Source organism: Flavobacterium sp. J27 (assembly GCF_004303025.1).
GTDB lineage: Bacteria > Bacteroidota > Bacteroidia > Flavobacteriales > Flavobacteriaceae > Flavobacterium.
In genome coordinates this window covers 89,801-104,184 of record NZ_PJQW01000014.1, presented here as the reverse complement: position 1 = coordinate 104,184, position 14,384 = coordinate 89,801, and the positions used below count along the sequence as shown (strand labels likewise).

Below are 14,384 nucleotides of genomic sequence, written 5' to 3'. Positions count from 1 at the left end.
AATTAAACAATTAAATAAAATAAAAATGTCAGTACAAGGTTGGTTATTATTTATCTTAATAGTACAAGTCATACATGGTTTAGGTACTTGGAAATTATATACAAAAGCAGGTAGAAAGTCATGGGAAGCTTTTGCTCCAATTTACAATGCTATAGTATTAATGAAAATCATCAATAGACCTACATGGTGGACCCTGTTGCTTTTCATTCCTATTATTAATTTATTTATGTTTCCCATCATTTGGATAGAAACATTGCGAACATTTGGTAAAAAAACAACCCTAGACATGGTACTAGGTATTGCTACTCTTGGCTTATATATTCTTTATGTAAATTACAGTCAAGAAGTTACATATCACGCCAATCGTGATTTAAAAGCTCCTACAAGAGCAATGGACACCTTAGGTTCATTAGCTTTTGCTATTATTGTAGCTACATTTGTGCATACTTATTTTATACAACCTTATGTAATTCCTACTTCTTCTTTAGAAAAATCGTTACTAATAGGTGATTTTCTTTTTGTAAGTAAATTTAATTATGGTGCTAGAACTCCTATGACACCAATAGCTGCACCCATGGTTCACGATTCTATTCCTTTAACTGGTTCATTATCGTATCTAAAAAAACCACAATTACCTTATTTTAGATTTCCTAAATTAGAAAAAATTAAAAATAATGACATTGTCGTCTTCAACTGGCCAAGAGACACCTTAGACAACATGTATCATCCTTCAAATAGAAGAATAGACAAACCTATTGATAAAAAAACCAATTACGTTAAAAGATGTGTAGGTATTGCCGGAGATTCTTTAGAAATTAAAGATGGAATTGTGTTTATAAACGGTAAAGAACTTATTTTACCAGAAAGAGCCAAACCTCAATATTTTCACGTTATAAAAACCAAAGACCCAATAAGTCAAGGCCTATTAAACGATTATGATATTACAGAAACAGGTTACGTTTTTGAAATTGATAATGCAGTTTGGGATAAGCCCGAAGTAAAAAAATTATTGATAGACAATTACGGAATGGAAGAAGTGGATAGAGACTTAAAGACATCTGTAATTACAGGAAGTATTTCTCAAGAAATATTCGATAAATTAAATTTAAAAGTAGCCACTAATTATATCCTTGGTAACTTAACCTTTGAAAAAGTAGAAAAAATGAAATCTGATTCTAGAATCAGGTCTACAACAAGACAAATTAGAAAAGGTGCTGAAGATGGTGTTTTCCCAGATTTTAAAGACGGCAAACCATCCAAAACAAGGGACTGGAACGGAGACAATTTTGGTCCAATTTATATTCCTGAAGCTGGAAAAACGGTAGCATTAACTAAAGAAACACTTCCGCTTTATAAAATTATAATTACAGAATATGAAGGAAATACACTTGAAGCTAACGGAGATCAAATTAAAATTAACGGACAAGTAACCAATCAATACACTTTTAAACAAGATTATTATTGGATGATGGGAGATAATCGTCATAATTCATTAGATGCTCGTTATTTTGGATATACTCCAGAAAATCATATCGTAGGAAAGCCAGTATTTATTTGGATGAGTTATAATTCTAATGGACAAGGATTGAATAAAATTCGTTGGGAACGATTATTTACAACGGTATCTGGTGAAGGTCAACCTAAATCTTATTTTAAATACTTTTTAATTTTACTAGCTTTATATTTTGTAGGTGAATATTTCTACAAAAAAAGAAAAAAAGAGAAAGCTATTAAATAAAAATAATATCAAATAACTCAAGAGTTTATATTGTAAAAATATAAACTCTTGCTTTTTAAATAAAACACCATCAACAGAATGAATATTTTATTACATCCTACCTATTTTCCTTCAATAAGTCATTATACCGCTTTACTACAAGCAGAAACAATTACTTTTGAAATAGAAGATAATTTTCAAAAGCAAACCAATCGTAATAGAATGTATGTCTACAGTCCGAATGGTATTCAGATGTTAAATATTCCTTTAAAACACAGTAAAGAAGAACATCAAAAATTTAAAGACACTAAAATTGAAGATGCTTTTGATTGGCAAAAAAACCATTTTAAATCATTAGAAGCAGCTTATAGAACATCTCCTTTTTTTGAGTTTTTTGAAGATGATATTCGACCAATTTTCGAAAAAAAACATAATTTCATGATGGATTTAAATTTTGAAATATTTGAAATTATCAATGCTTGTTTAGGCATTACATTGCCTTACAACACTACGAAAGAGTATTTTCATGATGTAGAACACTTTACCGATTTCAGGCCTTTAGTTAACGGTAAAAAAGACACTTTTATTAATGAGGCTTACACACAAGTATTTAATGAAAAGAAGGGCTTTATACCAAATTTAAGTATCTTAGATCTTTTATTTAATGAAGGAAGGCATTCAAAGACCTATTTACTAGAACAAAAACTATAAATTACTTTTCATTTTTTTCTAGTTCAACTTTTTTAAGTCGCGTTATAACAGGAAAATGATCGCTAAGTTTAACTTGGTTGTTAGTTATAAATTCTTTTACGACAAAAGAATCTTCAACAAATACATAATCTATTCTGGCTGGATAATATTTAAAATTATAAGAGGTTCCAAAACCAAAACCCGCTTCTTCAAAAGCATCTTTCATTTTCCCTTTTATATTCCTGTAAACATATGAAAAAGCACTGTTGTTCATATCTCCACAAATGATTTTCGCATAAGAACAACTGTCATAATGGTTTTTAATTAATTCCGATTGTAATTGTTGTTGTTTAAAAGCTTCACTAATGCGTTTAAAAATAAACTTAGACTTACTTTCGTCTAATTTTTCGTGAATATCAGTGCTAATTTTAACCGATTGTAAATGCATGCTATAAACCCTTATAGTATCATTTTTCTTGAGTATATCGGCAAAAATAACATTATTAGTAGAATTAGGAAAAACGATTTTACCCGTGTTTACAATTTCATATTTTGAATAAATAGCTTGTCCATATTTATTTTTATCTCCTTTTAGATAAATTTTCTTGTATGGAAAATTTCTTAACCTTACATCTTCATTAGGTGTAAACTCTTGTAAACATAAAATATCAGGATTATAATCTTGAATTACATCTGAAATATCATTTGGTACCTTCTTATTTGGTAACCATTCATACTTATTAAACAATCTCACATTGTAACTCATAACCACAAAATCATCTGGTTCTGTGTCCAAAGCAACAGCATTAAAACGATAAAGTTTTCCTAAGAAAGTAATCCCTATTAAAAGTACGATGCCAGAAAGCACCATTTTTCTTTTCAATTGAAGTACCCAAATAATAAAAAAAGCAACATTTAAAATTAAAAATAACGGCAAAAGCAACGTTAAAACACTTAAAAAAGGAAATAAATTTGGCGCAAGAAAAGGTAAAATATATGCGAGAAATGTTAGTAAAGCCAAAACCTTATTACAAAAAAAAGCAACTCTACTTATTAACGATTCTCTTTTCAACTATTTTCCAGCTTTAAATAAAAACTCTTTTTCTTCCTTGCTCAAGCTATCATACCCTGATTTGCTTATTTTATCTAAAATATCGTCTATTTTCTTTTGATGAACATCTTTTTCTTTGGTCTCATTAGAAAAACGAGGTCTTTGATTATTATTTTTATGCACCTTAAATGGTGTTTTCTTTTTTGGTGTTATTATTGTTTCAAAAACATCTTGCAATTTAGAGATTCCTTTAGATAAATCGGTTCCATTTTGTAGTAATTTAACATATAGAAAACCAAAAAATGCTCCTCCGAAATGCGCTAAATGACCTCCAAAATTCCCAAAAGGCATTTGAATAAAATCTAAAAACAAAATAAAAAAACTGATATGCCAAAGTTTGATAAAATCTAATGAAAAAAAACCTACTTGAGTATACGGTGCATATATTGTAACAGCCATTAATACAGCAAAAATGGCTCCACTTGCTCCTATTAAATAAGAATACTCGCCAATAATTTGATAATATACTAAAAAAACAACTCCAGCAAAAATACCACCAACAAAATAAACTGTTGAGAATTGCTTCTGAGTAAAATAATATAAAAAATAGCGAGAAGCAAACCAAAGTACTATACAGTTAAACAATAAATGAAGAAAATCGAAATGAATAAACATATAAGTAAAAAGAGTCCAAAACCTAGTAATAAATTTACCAAAGAGAGATGGTAAAGCAATATATTCAGAAAAATCAAAACTAACTTGTGACACTTTTATTAGCATGTTCATTAATGAAACAAGAATAAAAATCCCTGCATTCCAAAAGATAATTTTTTGAACTAAACCTCCTAACCTATATTCGTTCTTAAAATCCTGAAAAACATTCATAACTATATATATTATCTATCCCAACGATTTTTATTAAACTGATTCTTTTTCCAATACCACATCATAAGAAATCCTGTTATTGCTCCTCCTAAGTGAGCAAAATGTCCAATAAAAGTGTTTTCTCCTTTTCCAAACAAAGAACTTCCTTGCAATCCCATAAATAAATCCATTACAAAATAACCACTAATCAAATATTTAGCTTTTATAGGAATTGGGAAAGGGAATAAAGTCATTTCTCTATTTGGATCTAAAAATACAAATGCAACCATTAGCCCAGAAATAGCACCAGAAGCTCCTACCGAAGTTGAGACAAAAGTTGAGACCAACCCATTAAAATTACTTTTCGATAAATATTCATTCCAAATTGTGCTATACTTGGTTGCATTTAAGGTTTGATATATTTCATTTTTACTAATTCCATTATCAATTAAAATATTTAAACTATGATGAAATTCAAAATAATTTATAACTACCTGTAATATAAATGCTCCTATTCCACATGAAAAATACAGAAATAAAAACTTTTTATCTCCTAAAAAATATTCTACAACCGAACCAAATAAAACCAAAACTAACATATTGAAGAAGATATGCCCAAAACCTGAATGCATAAACAGATGGGTTATAGGTTGCCACAAACGAAATTGATTGTTTTCAAAATAATGCAACGCTAATAAATCATAAGAAATAGGAACCAAATACGTTCCAATATAAAATATAATATTAATGATTAACAAATGTTTAACCATTTCAGTCATTCTTATCATAATGCAAATTTTTTATCTAAATCTTCAACACTTATCGTAATAAAAGTGGGTCTATTAAAAGGAGACACATTAGGGTCTTTACATGCAAATAAACTATTTACTAAGTTTTCTTGTTCCAATTCGGTTAAGTAAGTTCCTGTTTTTACAGCCACACTTTTAGCCATCGTTTTAGCAATACCATCATTCAGGCAAAAGCTACTTTCTGGGACATTAGTTTGTAAACCATTGATTAATTCTTCTAACAATATACTTACTTCGCTTTCTTGAATCGAAACTGGTATCCCAATAATTTGAATACGCTCCTTACCAATTTCATCAAAAATAAAACCAGTATTTTCTAATGAAGGTAGTAATTCTTTAATAAACAGCAACTCTTCCTTGGTAAAATGTAATTCCAAAGGAAATAGTAACTGTTGACTAGATGCTTTCTTCACCGTAATATTAGCTAAATATTGCTCGTATAAAATGCGTTGATGCGCTTTATTTTGGTCAATAACAAGCATTCCAGACTTTATAGAGCTTACAATGTATTTTTTATGTATTTGATACGTTCTAGATGGCGTTATATTAATGTCCATACTTTCGAAGAAAGAACCGGTTACCTCTTCACTTTCAATCGCTATACTTTCTACCTCTTTGGTATCCTGACGCAAATCTACATACAAACTTTCCCATGAAGTAGCTGTTTCTTTTTTAGCATAATTTCCTTTGGAACTATACGAACTTGAAAAACTTGGACTAGAAGATTTAGCAACTGGTGTTTCATCTGCAAAAGGATTAAAATTAGCATCCACCTGGATTAATGGCGCGTGCGAACTTTTATCTTTATATTCATAAGGCGTATCTAAATTTGGGTCTCTTTCAAAATCTAAAACAGGTGCCACATTAAATTGTCCTAAGCTATGCTTTACTGAAGAACGTAAAATAGCATATAAGGCTTGCTCATCGTCAAACTTAATTTCAGTTTTAGTAGGATGTATATTAATATCAATAGTATGCGGAGGAACTTTTAAATATAAAAAGTAACTTGGTTGATTGCCTTCTTTCAACAAACCATCATAGGCGCTCATTATGGCGTGATGTAAATAACCACTTTTTATAAATCGGTTATTTACAAAAAAGAATTGTTCGCTTCTACTCTTTTTAGCATATTCAGGTTTACTAATGAAACCACTAATCGTAACTATTTCTGTATCTTCAGAAACAGGAACCAATTTTTCATTTGTTTTCCCTCCTAAAATATTTACAATGCGTTGTCTATAATTTGAACTAGGTAAATTATAATTCTCTGAACCATTGTGTATTAAAGTAAAATAAATAGAAGGATGAGCCAATGCTACACGTTGAAACTCATCCATAATATGTTTCATTTCAACAGTTTCAGATTTAAGAAAATTACGTCTAGCAGGAATATTAAAAAATAAGTTTTTAACCAAAAAAGATGTCCCTTTAGGTAAAACTGCCACTTCTTGCGACATGAATTTACTCCCTTCAATAATAATATGATGTCCTAATTCTTCTTGATCTTGCTTGGTTTTTAATTCTACATGCGCAATAGCTGCAATTGAAGCTAATGCTTCACCTCTAAAACCTTTGGTATGTAAATCAAATAAATCTTCAGCATGGCGAATTTTAGAAGTGGCATGACGTTCAAAACACAAACGTGCGTCGGTAACACTCATTCCAATACCATTATCTATAACTTGAATTAGTGTTTTTCCCGCGTCTTTAATAATAAGTTTAATATCTGTTGCTTTGGCATCAATAGCGTTTTCAAGTAATTCTTTTACAACTGAAGCAGGCCTTTGAACCACCTCTCCTGCAGCAATTTGATTCGCAACATGATCGGGTAATAATTGAATAATACTAGACATTTATTGTTTTTTAAAAATAGATAAATCAAAATCTATTATATACATAAAAAGCAACAACAAAACCAAAATTATAATTAAAATTCTTAGATTAAATTGTCTATTTCCTCTATTTCTGCTATTTGTTCTTGCATCACTCCAATGTGCTCTAAGATCGTTATAACTTACCGCATCTCTATCTTTCTTTATAACAGAATCAAAATCATAAATATTATCGATTTTTTTTCCATCATAATGACGAGGGGTATAGTTAAATCTTTTATTTTTAGGCAACTTGAATTGTCCTCTTCCAAATTTAATCATACGAAAGTATTTTTTTCAAATTTAAGGATTTTTGCGCTTTTTTATCTCAATTTTTTGTTAACAAAAAATCCCGATAAATCGGGATTTAAAATATGGAAACAAAAAAAATTACTTCTTCTTGTTTAAATCAACCATTTTTATAGCTGCTATAGCTGCTTCTGTACCTTTATTTCCGTGTTTTCCACCACTTCTATCAATTGATTGTTGCATTGTATTATCCGTTAGCAAACAAAAAATAGTAGGCACATCATATTGTACATTTAAATCTTTTATTCCTTGGGTTACGCCATCACATACAAATTCAAAATGCATAGTTTCCCCTTTAACGACACAACCAATAGCAATTACACAATCTACCTTTTGTGTTTGAATCATTTTTTTAGAACCAAAAACTAATTCAAAACTACCAGGCACATCCCATTTTATAATATTTTCTGGCAAAGTCCCACAATCCAATAAAGCAGCTTTTGCTCCTTCAAAAAGGCCGTTGGTTATCGTATCATTCCATTCAGAAACAACAATCCCAAATCGAAAATCTTTCGCATTTGGGATTGTGTTTTTATCGTATTGAGATAAATTTTTATTTTCAGTAGCCATAAGCTTATTCGGTCATTGCTATTAAAGCATCAATATTCATTGCTTCTCTTGAAGTTTCGTATTTTTCTTTGATAGTAGTGAACATGGCGTGTGCTTCGGCTTTTTTATTATTCAAATAAGCTAACTGCGCTGCTTTCATTAAAAATTTTGGTGTTGTAAAATCATTTTCATCTACCTCAGCCGCTTTTTTATATGAACTAATCGCTTCGTCTACTTTATTTAATTCTGAATAAGCATCTCCCAAAGCCCCTAAAGACAATGCTTTAGTCATCACATCGTCTGCTTTATATTCTAAAAGATATTTTTCAGCATTTTTAAAATCTTTTGTATGTAAATAAGCCATTCCTGCATAGTAATTTGCTATATTTCCAGCTTTTGAACCAGAATATTGTTCCGCTAAATTAACTAACCCTAATTTACCTTCTCCACCTTTTAACGCTAAATTAAACAATGAATCAGGATTTTGAGTATTTGTTAACGCTTCATTAAAATATACTTGCGCTTGATAAATATCGTTTAATGCTTGTTCTTGTTTTGGTTCTGCCACAAATTTATTAAACAATATGTATCCAATAGCTGCCAATGCTATAACACCTACAACTCCTAAAATTACTTTCTGGTTTTTTGCTACCCATTCTTCCGTTCTAGAAGCTGTTGCATCAAGAGCATTAAATACTTCTTCTGTAGTACTTTCGCCCGATTCTAACACTTCATCAAATTCATTTTCGTTTTCTAAAACTTCTTTTGGTTTTGGTGTTTTATAACCTCTTTTGTTATATGTTGCCATTTATAATACATTTATTAGAGGTGCAAAAATATAATTTTTCTTCAAACACACACAAAAAATATTTTAAAATAATCATTATTTACAGAATAACGACTGTATTTCAAGAATTCTATTACTAATATTTTACAACATATCTAAAATAAGCTATCTATTTTATAGTCTTTTTTCAATCCAAAATTAAATGCTATTTTTTACATTTTTCAAAAAAAACAAACTTATTCTTTAATTTACTCTTACTTTTGTGTCTGTTATTTTTAAAAGTTTTTATTTGTGTTTTTAAACCATCTTACGCTATTAAATTACAAAAACATTGCTTCAAAATCGTTTGATTTCACTAGCAAAATCAATTGCTTTGTGGGACAAAACGGAGTTGGAAAAACAAATATTCTAGATGCTATTTATCACCTTGCCTATGGAAAAAGTTATTTCAATCCATTAGCCACTCAAAACATAAAACATGAAGAAGATTTCTTTTTATTAGATGCTGTTTTCAATAAAAAAGAAAAAGAGGAAAAAATCTCTTGTAGTATTAAAAGAGGTCAAAAAAAAATTATTAAGAGAAATAATAAAATTTACGACAAACTTTCTGAACATATCGGTTTTATTCCATTAGTTATTATTTCACCTTCAGATACAGACTTAATAATTGAAGGAAGCGAAACCAGACGTAAATTTATAGATAGTGTTTTATCAACTTTAGATCACCATTATTTAAATGAATTAATTCAGTATCAAAAACTAATTGCACAACGTAATGCTTTGCTAAAATATTTTGCACTCAACCTAACTTTTGACAAAGATAATTTAGCAATTTATGACGAACAATTAGCTCCTTTAGGGAATAATATTTTTAAAAAAAGGCAACATTTTCTAGAAGAATTTACGCCTATTTTTCAAAAATACCACAACCATATTACCAATCAGAATGAAAAGGTACAATTGGTTTACCAAAGTCAGTTACACGATACAAACATGCCTGTTCTATTTTCTCAAAACCTAACAAAAGACAGGGCATTGCAATACACTAGCTGTGGCATTCACAAAGATGATTTATCATTTGAGATTGAAAGTTACCCTATTAAAAAGTTTGGCTCGCAAGGTCAACAAAAATCCTTTTTAATTGCTTTAAAACTAGCACAATTTGAATTCATGAAACAACAAAGCGGAGAATTACCTATTTTATTGTTTGATGATATTTTTGACAAACTAGACGAGTCACGTGTTGCAAAAATTGTTTCCTTAGTTAACGAATCGGTTTTTGGTCAAATTTTTATTTCTGATACTCATGAAGAAAGAACAGAAAATATTTTAAAAACTACAAACCAACCTTACCGCATTTTTAAACTATAAAAACATAGTAATTAATTGTTATTTTTACATTCTTAAAACATCTTTAATATTATGATTTTCGAATCCGATTTCTCTCTAAAAAACTACAATACTTTTGGAATTAATGCTAAAGCGAATCAATTTGTAGCGGTTCATTCAAAAGAAGAATTAGCTTCCGTTTTACAAAATCATAACGACATTTTTATTTTAGGAGGAGGCAGCAATATGTTACTTACTCGAAACATCGAAAAACTAGTTATTCATGTTGCTTTAAAAGGAATTGAAATTGTAGACACTAATGAAGATTTTGTATGGGTAAAAGCAAATGCTGGAGAAAACTGGCATGAATTTGTTTTATATTGTATCGAAAAAAATTATGGTGGCATTGAAAATCTTTCTCTAATTCCGGGTAATGTAGGCACCACACCGATACAAAACATAGGCGCTTATGGTGTAGAAATAAAAGACACTTTTTTTTGTTGTGAAGCCATGGAAATAGCTACTCAAAAATTAGTTACTTTTGACAAAGAAAGTTGTGTTTTTGGCTACAGAGAGAGTATCTTTAAAAACGAATTAAAAAACAAATACATTATTACTTCTGTTACTTTTAAGTTAACCAAAAAAAACCATTATTTAAACACTTCATACGGTGCTATTGAGACAGAACTAAACACTCAAAATATTACTTCCCCCACATTAAAAGACATTAGCAATGCTGTAATTGCCATTAGAAAAAGTAAATTACCCGATCCAAAAGAACTAGGAAATAGCGGTAGTTTTTTTAAAAACCCAATCGTTTCTAAAAGTAGTTACGAAAAAGCTAAGGCAAATTACCCAGAAATACCTCATTACCCTATTTCCGACACTGAAGTAAAAGTTCCTGCAGGTTGGCTTATTGAACAAGCTGGTTTTAAAGGAAAGCGTTTTGGAGATGCTGGAATTCATAAAAACCAAGCTTTAGTCTTAGTCAATTATGGAACAGCTACAGGAGCAGAAATTTTAGCAGTTGCTAAAGAAATCCAACAAGCAATTTTTGAGAAGTTTGGCATTGCAATAGAAGCTGAAGTGAATATCATTTAAAAAAATTACAAAAACTAAATTCTGATTATAAAAATTGTTTTTTGTATCTTTGTACTCTCTAATTTTTTACAAAAAAGATGAAATTAATATTACTTACAATCGGGCTTCTTGCTATTGCCATTTTAGGTATCACTATTAAAATTTGGGGAAAAAAAGATGGTAAGTTTGCTGGTACTTGTGCTAGTCAAAGTCCGTTTTTAAATCCTGATGGAGAAAATTGTAGTTTTTGTGGTAAAACTCCAGAAGAAATGAAAGACTGCAAAGAAAATTCGCATTCTTAATTTTTAGTTTCCTACCATGATTTTAACAATCTTACTGATTGCTTTTGCAGTTATTGTGGGCATCCAATTTATTTATTATATATTTATTTTTGGAAACTTTTCTTTTGCAAAAAAACAACAACTTACATCAAAAAAACTTCCTGTTTCAGTAATTATTTGTGCTAAAAACGAAGCAGAAAATATTAAAAAATATTTTCCCATTTTAATTGCGCAGAATTACCCAGACTATGAATTAGTATTAATTGATGACGCTTCTACCGATGAAACTTTAGAATTATTTGAAGAATACCAAAGTAAGTATCCCAACATAAAAATAGTAAAAGTAGAAAACAATGAAACTTTTTGGGCAAACAAAAAATATGCTTTAACCTTAGGAATTAAAGCTGCTAAAAACAATAATCTTCTATTTACAGATGCAGATTGTTTTCCAAATTCTGAAGACTGGATTAGTCAAATGACAAGTCAATTTTCAGAAAAGAAAAGTGTTGTATTGGGTTATGGTGGTTATGAAAAGATCAAAAATTCGTTTTTAAACAAAATCATTCGTTTTGAAACACTTTTAACAGCTGTACAGTATTTTGGTTGGGCAAAATCAGGAAAACCTTACATGGGTGTAGGTAGAAATTTAGCCTATCAAAAAGACTTATTTTTTAGTGTAGGTGGTTTTGTAAACCACATGAAAGTTCGTTCAGGTGATGATGATTTATTCATTAACGAAGTAAATACTAAACAAAACACCGCTATCTGTTACACTCCTGAGAGTTTTACGTATTCAGAGCCAAAAAAGACGTTTAGTAGTTGGTTCAACCAAAAAAGAAGACATGTATCGACTGCAAAACTATATTCTGGTTTTGATCGTTTACAATTAGGTTTGTTTTACTTTACGCAACTTTTTTTTATTTTACTTTCGGTTATACTCTTAGTCTTTCAACACCAATGGCTTATTGTTTTGGCAATTGTTATTTTTAGATACTGCTTCACTTGGATTAGTTTAGGCTATGCTGCTGGTAAATTAAATGAGAAAGACACCTTACTTTGGTTTCCAATTATAGAAATAATACTTATCTTCACACAACTGAATGTATTTTTTACTAATCTTTTTTCAAAACCTGTACATTGGAAATAAATCCTGAAATTATTCAAAAAAACATTGAGCTTGCTAAAAATGGAGATCAAGTTGCATTTACTTTTCTATTGGACTTCTTTTGGAATGAAGTATACGGTTTTATGTTAAAAAGAACTGAGAATGAAACCGATACAGACGACATCACCATAGAAACATTTGCCAAAGCTTTTGACAAAATAACCACATACAATCCTGAATTTGGCTTTAACACATGGTTAATTACTATTGCTAAAAATGTTCATATTGATATGCTTCGCAAGAAAAAATCATCTTTATTTATTGATATTTCTGATGACGATGATGATCGTGCTTTTAATGTAGTAGATGAAAGCCCTTCGATTGAAGACGAAATTATTACAGAACAAAATCTTTCTCAGCTATTAAGTTATATCAAAAAACTAAAACCTGCCTATCAAGAAGTTATTCAACTACGCTATTTTCAGGAAATGAGCTATCAAGATATGGCAGAAACTTTGGATGAACCACTAAATAATATCAAAATAAAATTGCTTCGTGCCAAAAAATTACTAGCCGAAATTATTACTAAAAAAGAGAAGAAAAAAACAAAATAACTTTTCTATATTTGGGAATCAACCAACATAGAATGTAATGTCGCAATTTACCACTTCTCAGAAGCTAAAACACCTATTTTCCTTACCTGTTATTGTAGCTGCTTTAGGCTATTTTGTAGATATTTACGACCTATTATTATTTGGAATTGTAAGAGTTCCTAGCTTAGAAGCGTTAGGTTTAGATGCCAATGTAGCAGGTTCAACCATTTTAAATTACCAAATGGTTGGCTTATTAATAGGAGGTATTATTTGGGGAATTTTCGGTGATAAAAAAGGAAGATTATCGGTACTTTTTGGTTCCATATTAGTGTATTCACTAGCGAATATTGCCTGCGGTTTTTTACCTTATTTCCCTAAAGATAACTTAGTAACAATATATGCTTTATTACGCTTTATAGCCGGAATAGGCTTAGCAGGAGAACTAGGAGCCGGAATTACTTTAGTTTCTGAATCACTACCAAAAGAATTAAGAGCTATTGGAACCTCTATTGTAGCGGGTTTTGGACTATTAGGAGCGGTTGTAGCTCAATTAACTGTAGAACTTGCTGACGATTGGACCATTGCCTATTTTGTAGGTGGTGGTTTAGGTTTAGTTCTTCTATTTCTTCGTGTAGGAGTGGTTGAATCTGGCATATATAAAGACATTAAAAAATCAGACAGCATTCAAAAAGGTAATATTTTATTATTTGTTACCAACAAGAATCGTTTTATAAAATACTTAAAATGTATCGCCATCGGACTACCAACATGGTTTTGTGTTGGGATTTTAGCCGTAATGGGAAATCAATTCGCTCCTGCTTTTGGAATTGAAAACATCAACCCTGGAAGAGCTATTATGTGGACCTACATCGGTATTTCTGTTGGTGATTTTGCCAGTGGTTTTATTTCACATTGGTTACATTCTCGAAAAAAAGCTATTCTCTACATGATGCTTTTTACTACAATAGGTGTATATCTAATGCTCTTTGGCGGAACCAAAACTGAAAACATGTATTATTTTTACTGTGCATGGTTAGGGTTAGGAACCGGTTATTGGGCTATGTTTGTTACAGTTGGAGCAGAACAATTTGGCACCAATATAAGAAGTACAGCAGCTACAACGATTCCTAATATGGTAAGAGGTTTACTTCCTGTTATGTTGATTAGCTTTAATTATTTAAAAGTATTTAATGGCGTAGTTTGGGCTGCTGCTGTAGTTGGTTTTGTTGTTTTCACAATAGCAATTTATGCCACATTAACCATACCCGAAACCCATAATACCGATTTAGATTTTGTGGAATAGGAAAAGGTTAGATACTAATCAAAAAAAAATCCTAACAATTTCATAA

15 protein-coding genes are annotated in these 14,384 nt (G+C 30.1%); 8 read left to right on the top strand and 7 right to left on the bottom strand.

The features are described 5' to 3' along the window. Positions 1-25: 25 nt before the first annotated feature. The gene (gene lepB / locus CX675_RS17060; protein WP_130736458.1) at positions 26-1,738 is read left to right on the top strand and encodes a signal peptidase I; all 1,713 of its coding nucleotides are present in this window, start codon (positions 26-28) and stop codon (positions 1,736-1,738) included. Between the two features lie 78 nt (positions 1,739-1,816). Then, on the top strand, positions 1,817-2,428 hold the full coding sequence (locus CX675_RS17055; RefSeq protein WP_130736457.1) for a WbqC family protein: 612 nt from the start codon (positions 1,817-1,819) through the stop codon (positions 2,426-2,428). 1 nt (position 2,429) lies between these two features. Here CX675_RS17055 and CX675_RS17050 read toward each other — a convergent pair whose 3' ends face one another. The 7 genes from CX675_RS17050 to CX675_RS17020 all read right to left on the bottom strand — a co-directional run bounded on the left by CX675_RS17050 (position 2,430) and on the right by CX675_RS17020 (position 8,668). Further along, positions 2,430-3,479 carry an endonuclease/exonuclease/phosphatase family protein gene (locus CX675_RS17050; protein ID WP_130736456.1) on the bottom strand — a complete coding sequence of 350 codons (1,050 nt, stop codon included), beginning with the start codon at positions 3,477-3,479 and terminating at the stop codon, positions 2,430-2,432. Then, positions 3,480-4,343 carry a rhomboid family intramembrane serine protease gene (locus tag CX675_RS17045; RefSeq protein ID WP_130736455.1) on the bottom strand — a complete coding sequence of 288 codons (864 nt, stop codon included), beginning with the start codon at positions 4,341-4,343 and terminating at the stop codon, positions 3,480-3,482. 11 nt (positions 4,344-4,354) lie between these two features. Next, the gene (locus CX675_RS17040) at positions 4,355-5,110 is read right to left on the bottom strand and encodes a rhomboid family intramembrane serine protease (protein ID WP_130736454.1); all 756 of its coding nucleotides are present in this window, start codon (positions 5,108-5,110) and stop codon (positions 4,355-4,357) included. Next, positions 5,107-6,984, bottom strand: coding sequence for a DNA mismatch repair endonuclease MutL (mutL, locus tag CX675_RS17035; protein WP_130736453.1), 1,878 nt, complete (start codon positions 6,982-6,984; stop codon positions 5,107-5,109). The genes CX675_RS17040 and mutL overlap by 4 nt, the downstream gene beginning before the upstream one ends. Continuing rightward, positions 6,985-7,284 (bottom strand): hypothetical protein, encoded by a 300-nt coding sequence (locus CX675_RS17030; RefSeq protein WP_130736452.1) that lies wholly within the window; start codon positions 7,282-7,284, stop codon positions 6,985-6,987. A 108-nt stretch (positions 7,285-7,392) separates the two neighbouring features. After that, positions 7,393-7,881, bottom strand: coding sequence for a 6,7-dimethyl-8-ribityllumazine synthase (gene ribH / locus CX675_RS17025; RefSeq protein WP_130736451.1), 489 nt, complete (start codon positions 7,879-7,881; stop codon positions 7,393-7,395). A gap of 4 nt (positions 7,882-7,885) precedes the next feature. Continuing rightward, positions 7,886-8,668 carry a hypothetical protein gene (locus CX675_RS17020; protein ID WP_130736450.1) on the bottom strand — a complete coding sequence of 261 codons (783 nt, stop codon included), beginning with the start codon at positions 8,666-8,668 and terminating at the stop codon, positions 7,886-7,888. 270 nt (positions 8,669-8,938) lie between these two features. Here CX675_RS17020 and CX675_RS17015 point away from each other — a divergent pair, with 270 nt between their 5' ends. From CX675_RS17015 to CX675_RS16990, 6 genes are all read left to right on the top strand, one after another. Next, the gene (locus CX675_RS17015; protein ID WP_130736449.1) at positions 8,939-10,018 is read left to right on the top strand and encodes a DNA replication/repair protein RecF; all 1,080 of its coding nucleotides are present in this window, start codon (positions 8,939-8,941) and stop codon (positions 10,016-10,018) included. A gap of 51 nt (positions 10,019-10,069) precedes the next feature. Next, positions 10,070-11,077: a UDP-N-acetylmuramate dehydrogenase gene (gene murB / locus CX675_RS17010; protein ID WP_130736448.1), complete on the top strand. Its 1,008-nt coding sequence runs from the start codon at positions 10,070-10,072 to the stop codon at positions 11,075-11,077. Positions 11,078-11,154: 77 nt separating this feature from the next. Beyond that, positions 11,155-11,358 carry a membrane or secreted protein gene (locus tag CX675_RS17005; RefSeq protein ID WP_130736447.1) on the top strand — a complete coding sequence of 68 codons (204 nt, stop codon included), beginning with the start codon at positions 11,155-11,157 and terminating at the stop codon, positions 11,356-11,358. Between the two features lie 16 nt (positions 11,359-11,374). Then, the gene (locus CX675_RS17000) at positions 11,375-12,484 is read left to right on the top strand and encodes a glycosyltransferase (protein ID WP_130736446.1); all 1,110 of its coding nucleotides are present in this window, start codon (positions 11,375-11,377) and stop codon (positions 12,482-12,484) included. Further along, positions 12,475-13,056, top strand: coding sequence for an RNA polymerase sigma factor (locus tag CX675_RS16995; protein WP_165396073.1), 582 nt, complete (start codon positions 12,475-12,477; stop codon positions 13,054-13,056). Before CX675_RS17000 ends, CX675_RS16995 begins: the two co-directional genes overlap by 10 nt. Before the next feature lie 37 nt (positions 13,057-13,093). Further along, positions 13,094-14,338: an MFS transporter gene (locus CX675_RS16990; protein WP_130736445.1), complete on the top strand. Its 1,245-nt coding sequence runs from the start codon at positions 13,094-13,096 to the stop codon at positions 14,336-14,338. Positions 14,339-14,384 lie beyond the last annotated feature (46 nt).

What these genes read in the sequence shown, in the direction of transcription:
- lepB (WP_130736458.1), top strand. Translation starts at nt 26, where the DNA reads ATGTCAGTACAAGGTTGGTTATTATTTATCTTAATAGTACAAGTCATA.
- CX675_RS17055 (WP_130736457.1), top strand. Translation starts at nt 1,817, where the DNA reads ATGAATATTTTATTACATCCTACCTATTTTCCTTCAATAAGTCATTAT.
- CX675_RS17045 (WP_130736455.1), bottom strand. Translation starts at nt 4,343, where the DNA reads ATGAATGTTTTTCAGGATTTTAAGAACGAATATAGGTTAGGAGGTTTA.
- CX675_RS17040 (WP_130736454.1), bottom strand. Translation starts at nt 5,110, where the DNA reads ATGATAAGAATGACTGAAATGGTTAAACATTTGTTAATCATTAATATT.
- mutL (WP_130736453.1), bottom strand. Translation starts at nt 6,984, where the DNA reads ATGTCTAGTATTATTCAATTATTACCCGATCATGTTGCGAATCAAATT.
- CX675_RS17030 (WP_130736452.1), bottom strand. Translation starts at nt 7,284, where the DNA reads ATGATTAAATTTGGAAGAGGACAATTCAAGTTGCCTAAAAATAAAAGA.
- ribH (WP_130736451.1), bottom strand. Translation starts at nt 7,881, where the DNA reads ATGGCTACTGAAAATAAAAATTTATCTCAATACGATAAAAACACAATC.
- CX675_RS17020 (WP_130736450.1), bottom strand. Translation starts at nt 8,668, where the DNA reads ATGGCAACATATAACAAAAGAGGTTATAAAACACCAAAACCAAAAGAA.
- murB (WP_130736448.1), top strand. Translation starts at nt 10,070, where the DNA reads ATGATTTTCGAATCCGATTTCTCTCTAAAAAACTACAATACTTTTGGA.
- CX675_RS17005 (WP_130736447.1), top strand. Translation starts at nt 11,155, where the DNA reads ATGAAATTAATATTACTTACAATCGGGCTTCTTGCTATTGCCATTTTA.
- CX675_RS17000 (WP_130736446.1), top strand. Translation starts at nt 11,375, where the DNA reads ATGATTTTAACAATCTTACTGATTGCTTTTGCAGTTATTGTGGGCATC.
- CX675_RS16990 (WP_130736445.1), top strand. Translation starts at nt 13,094, where the DNA reads ATGTCGCAATTTACCACTTCTCAGAAGCTAAAACACCTATTTTCCTTA.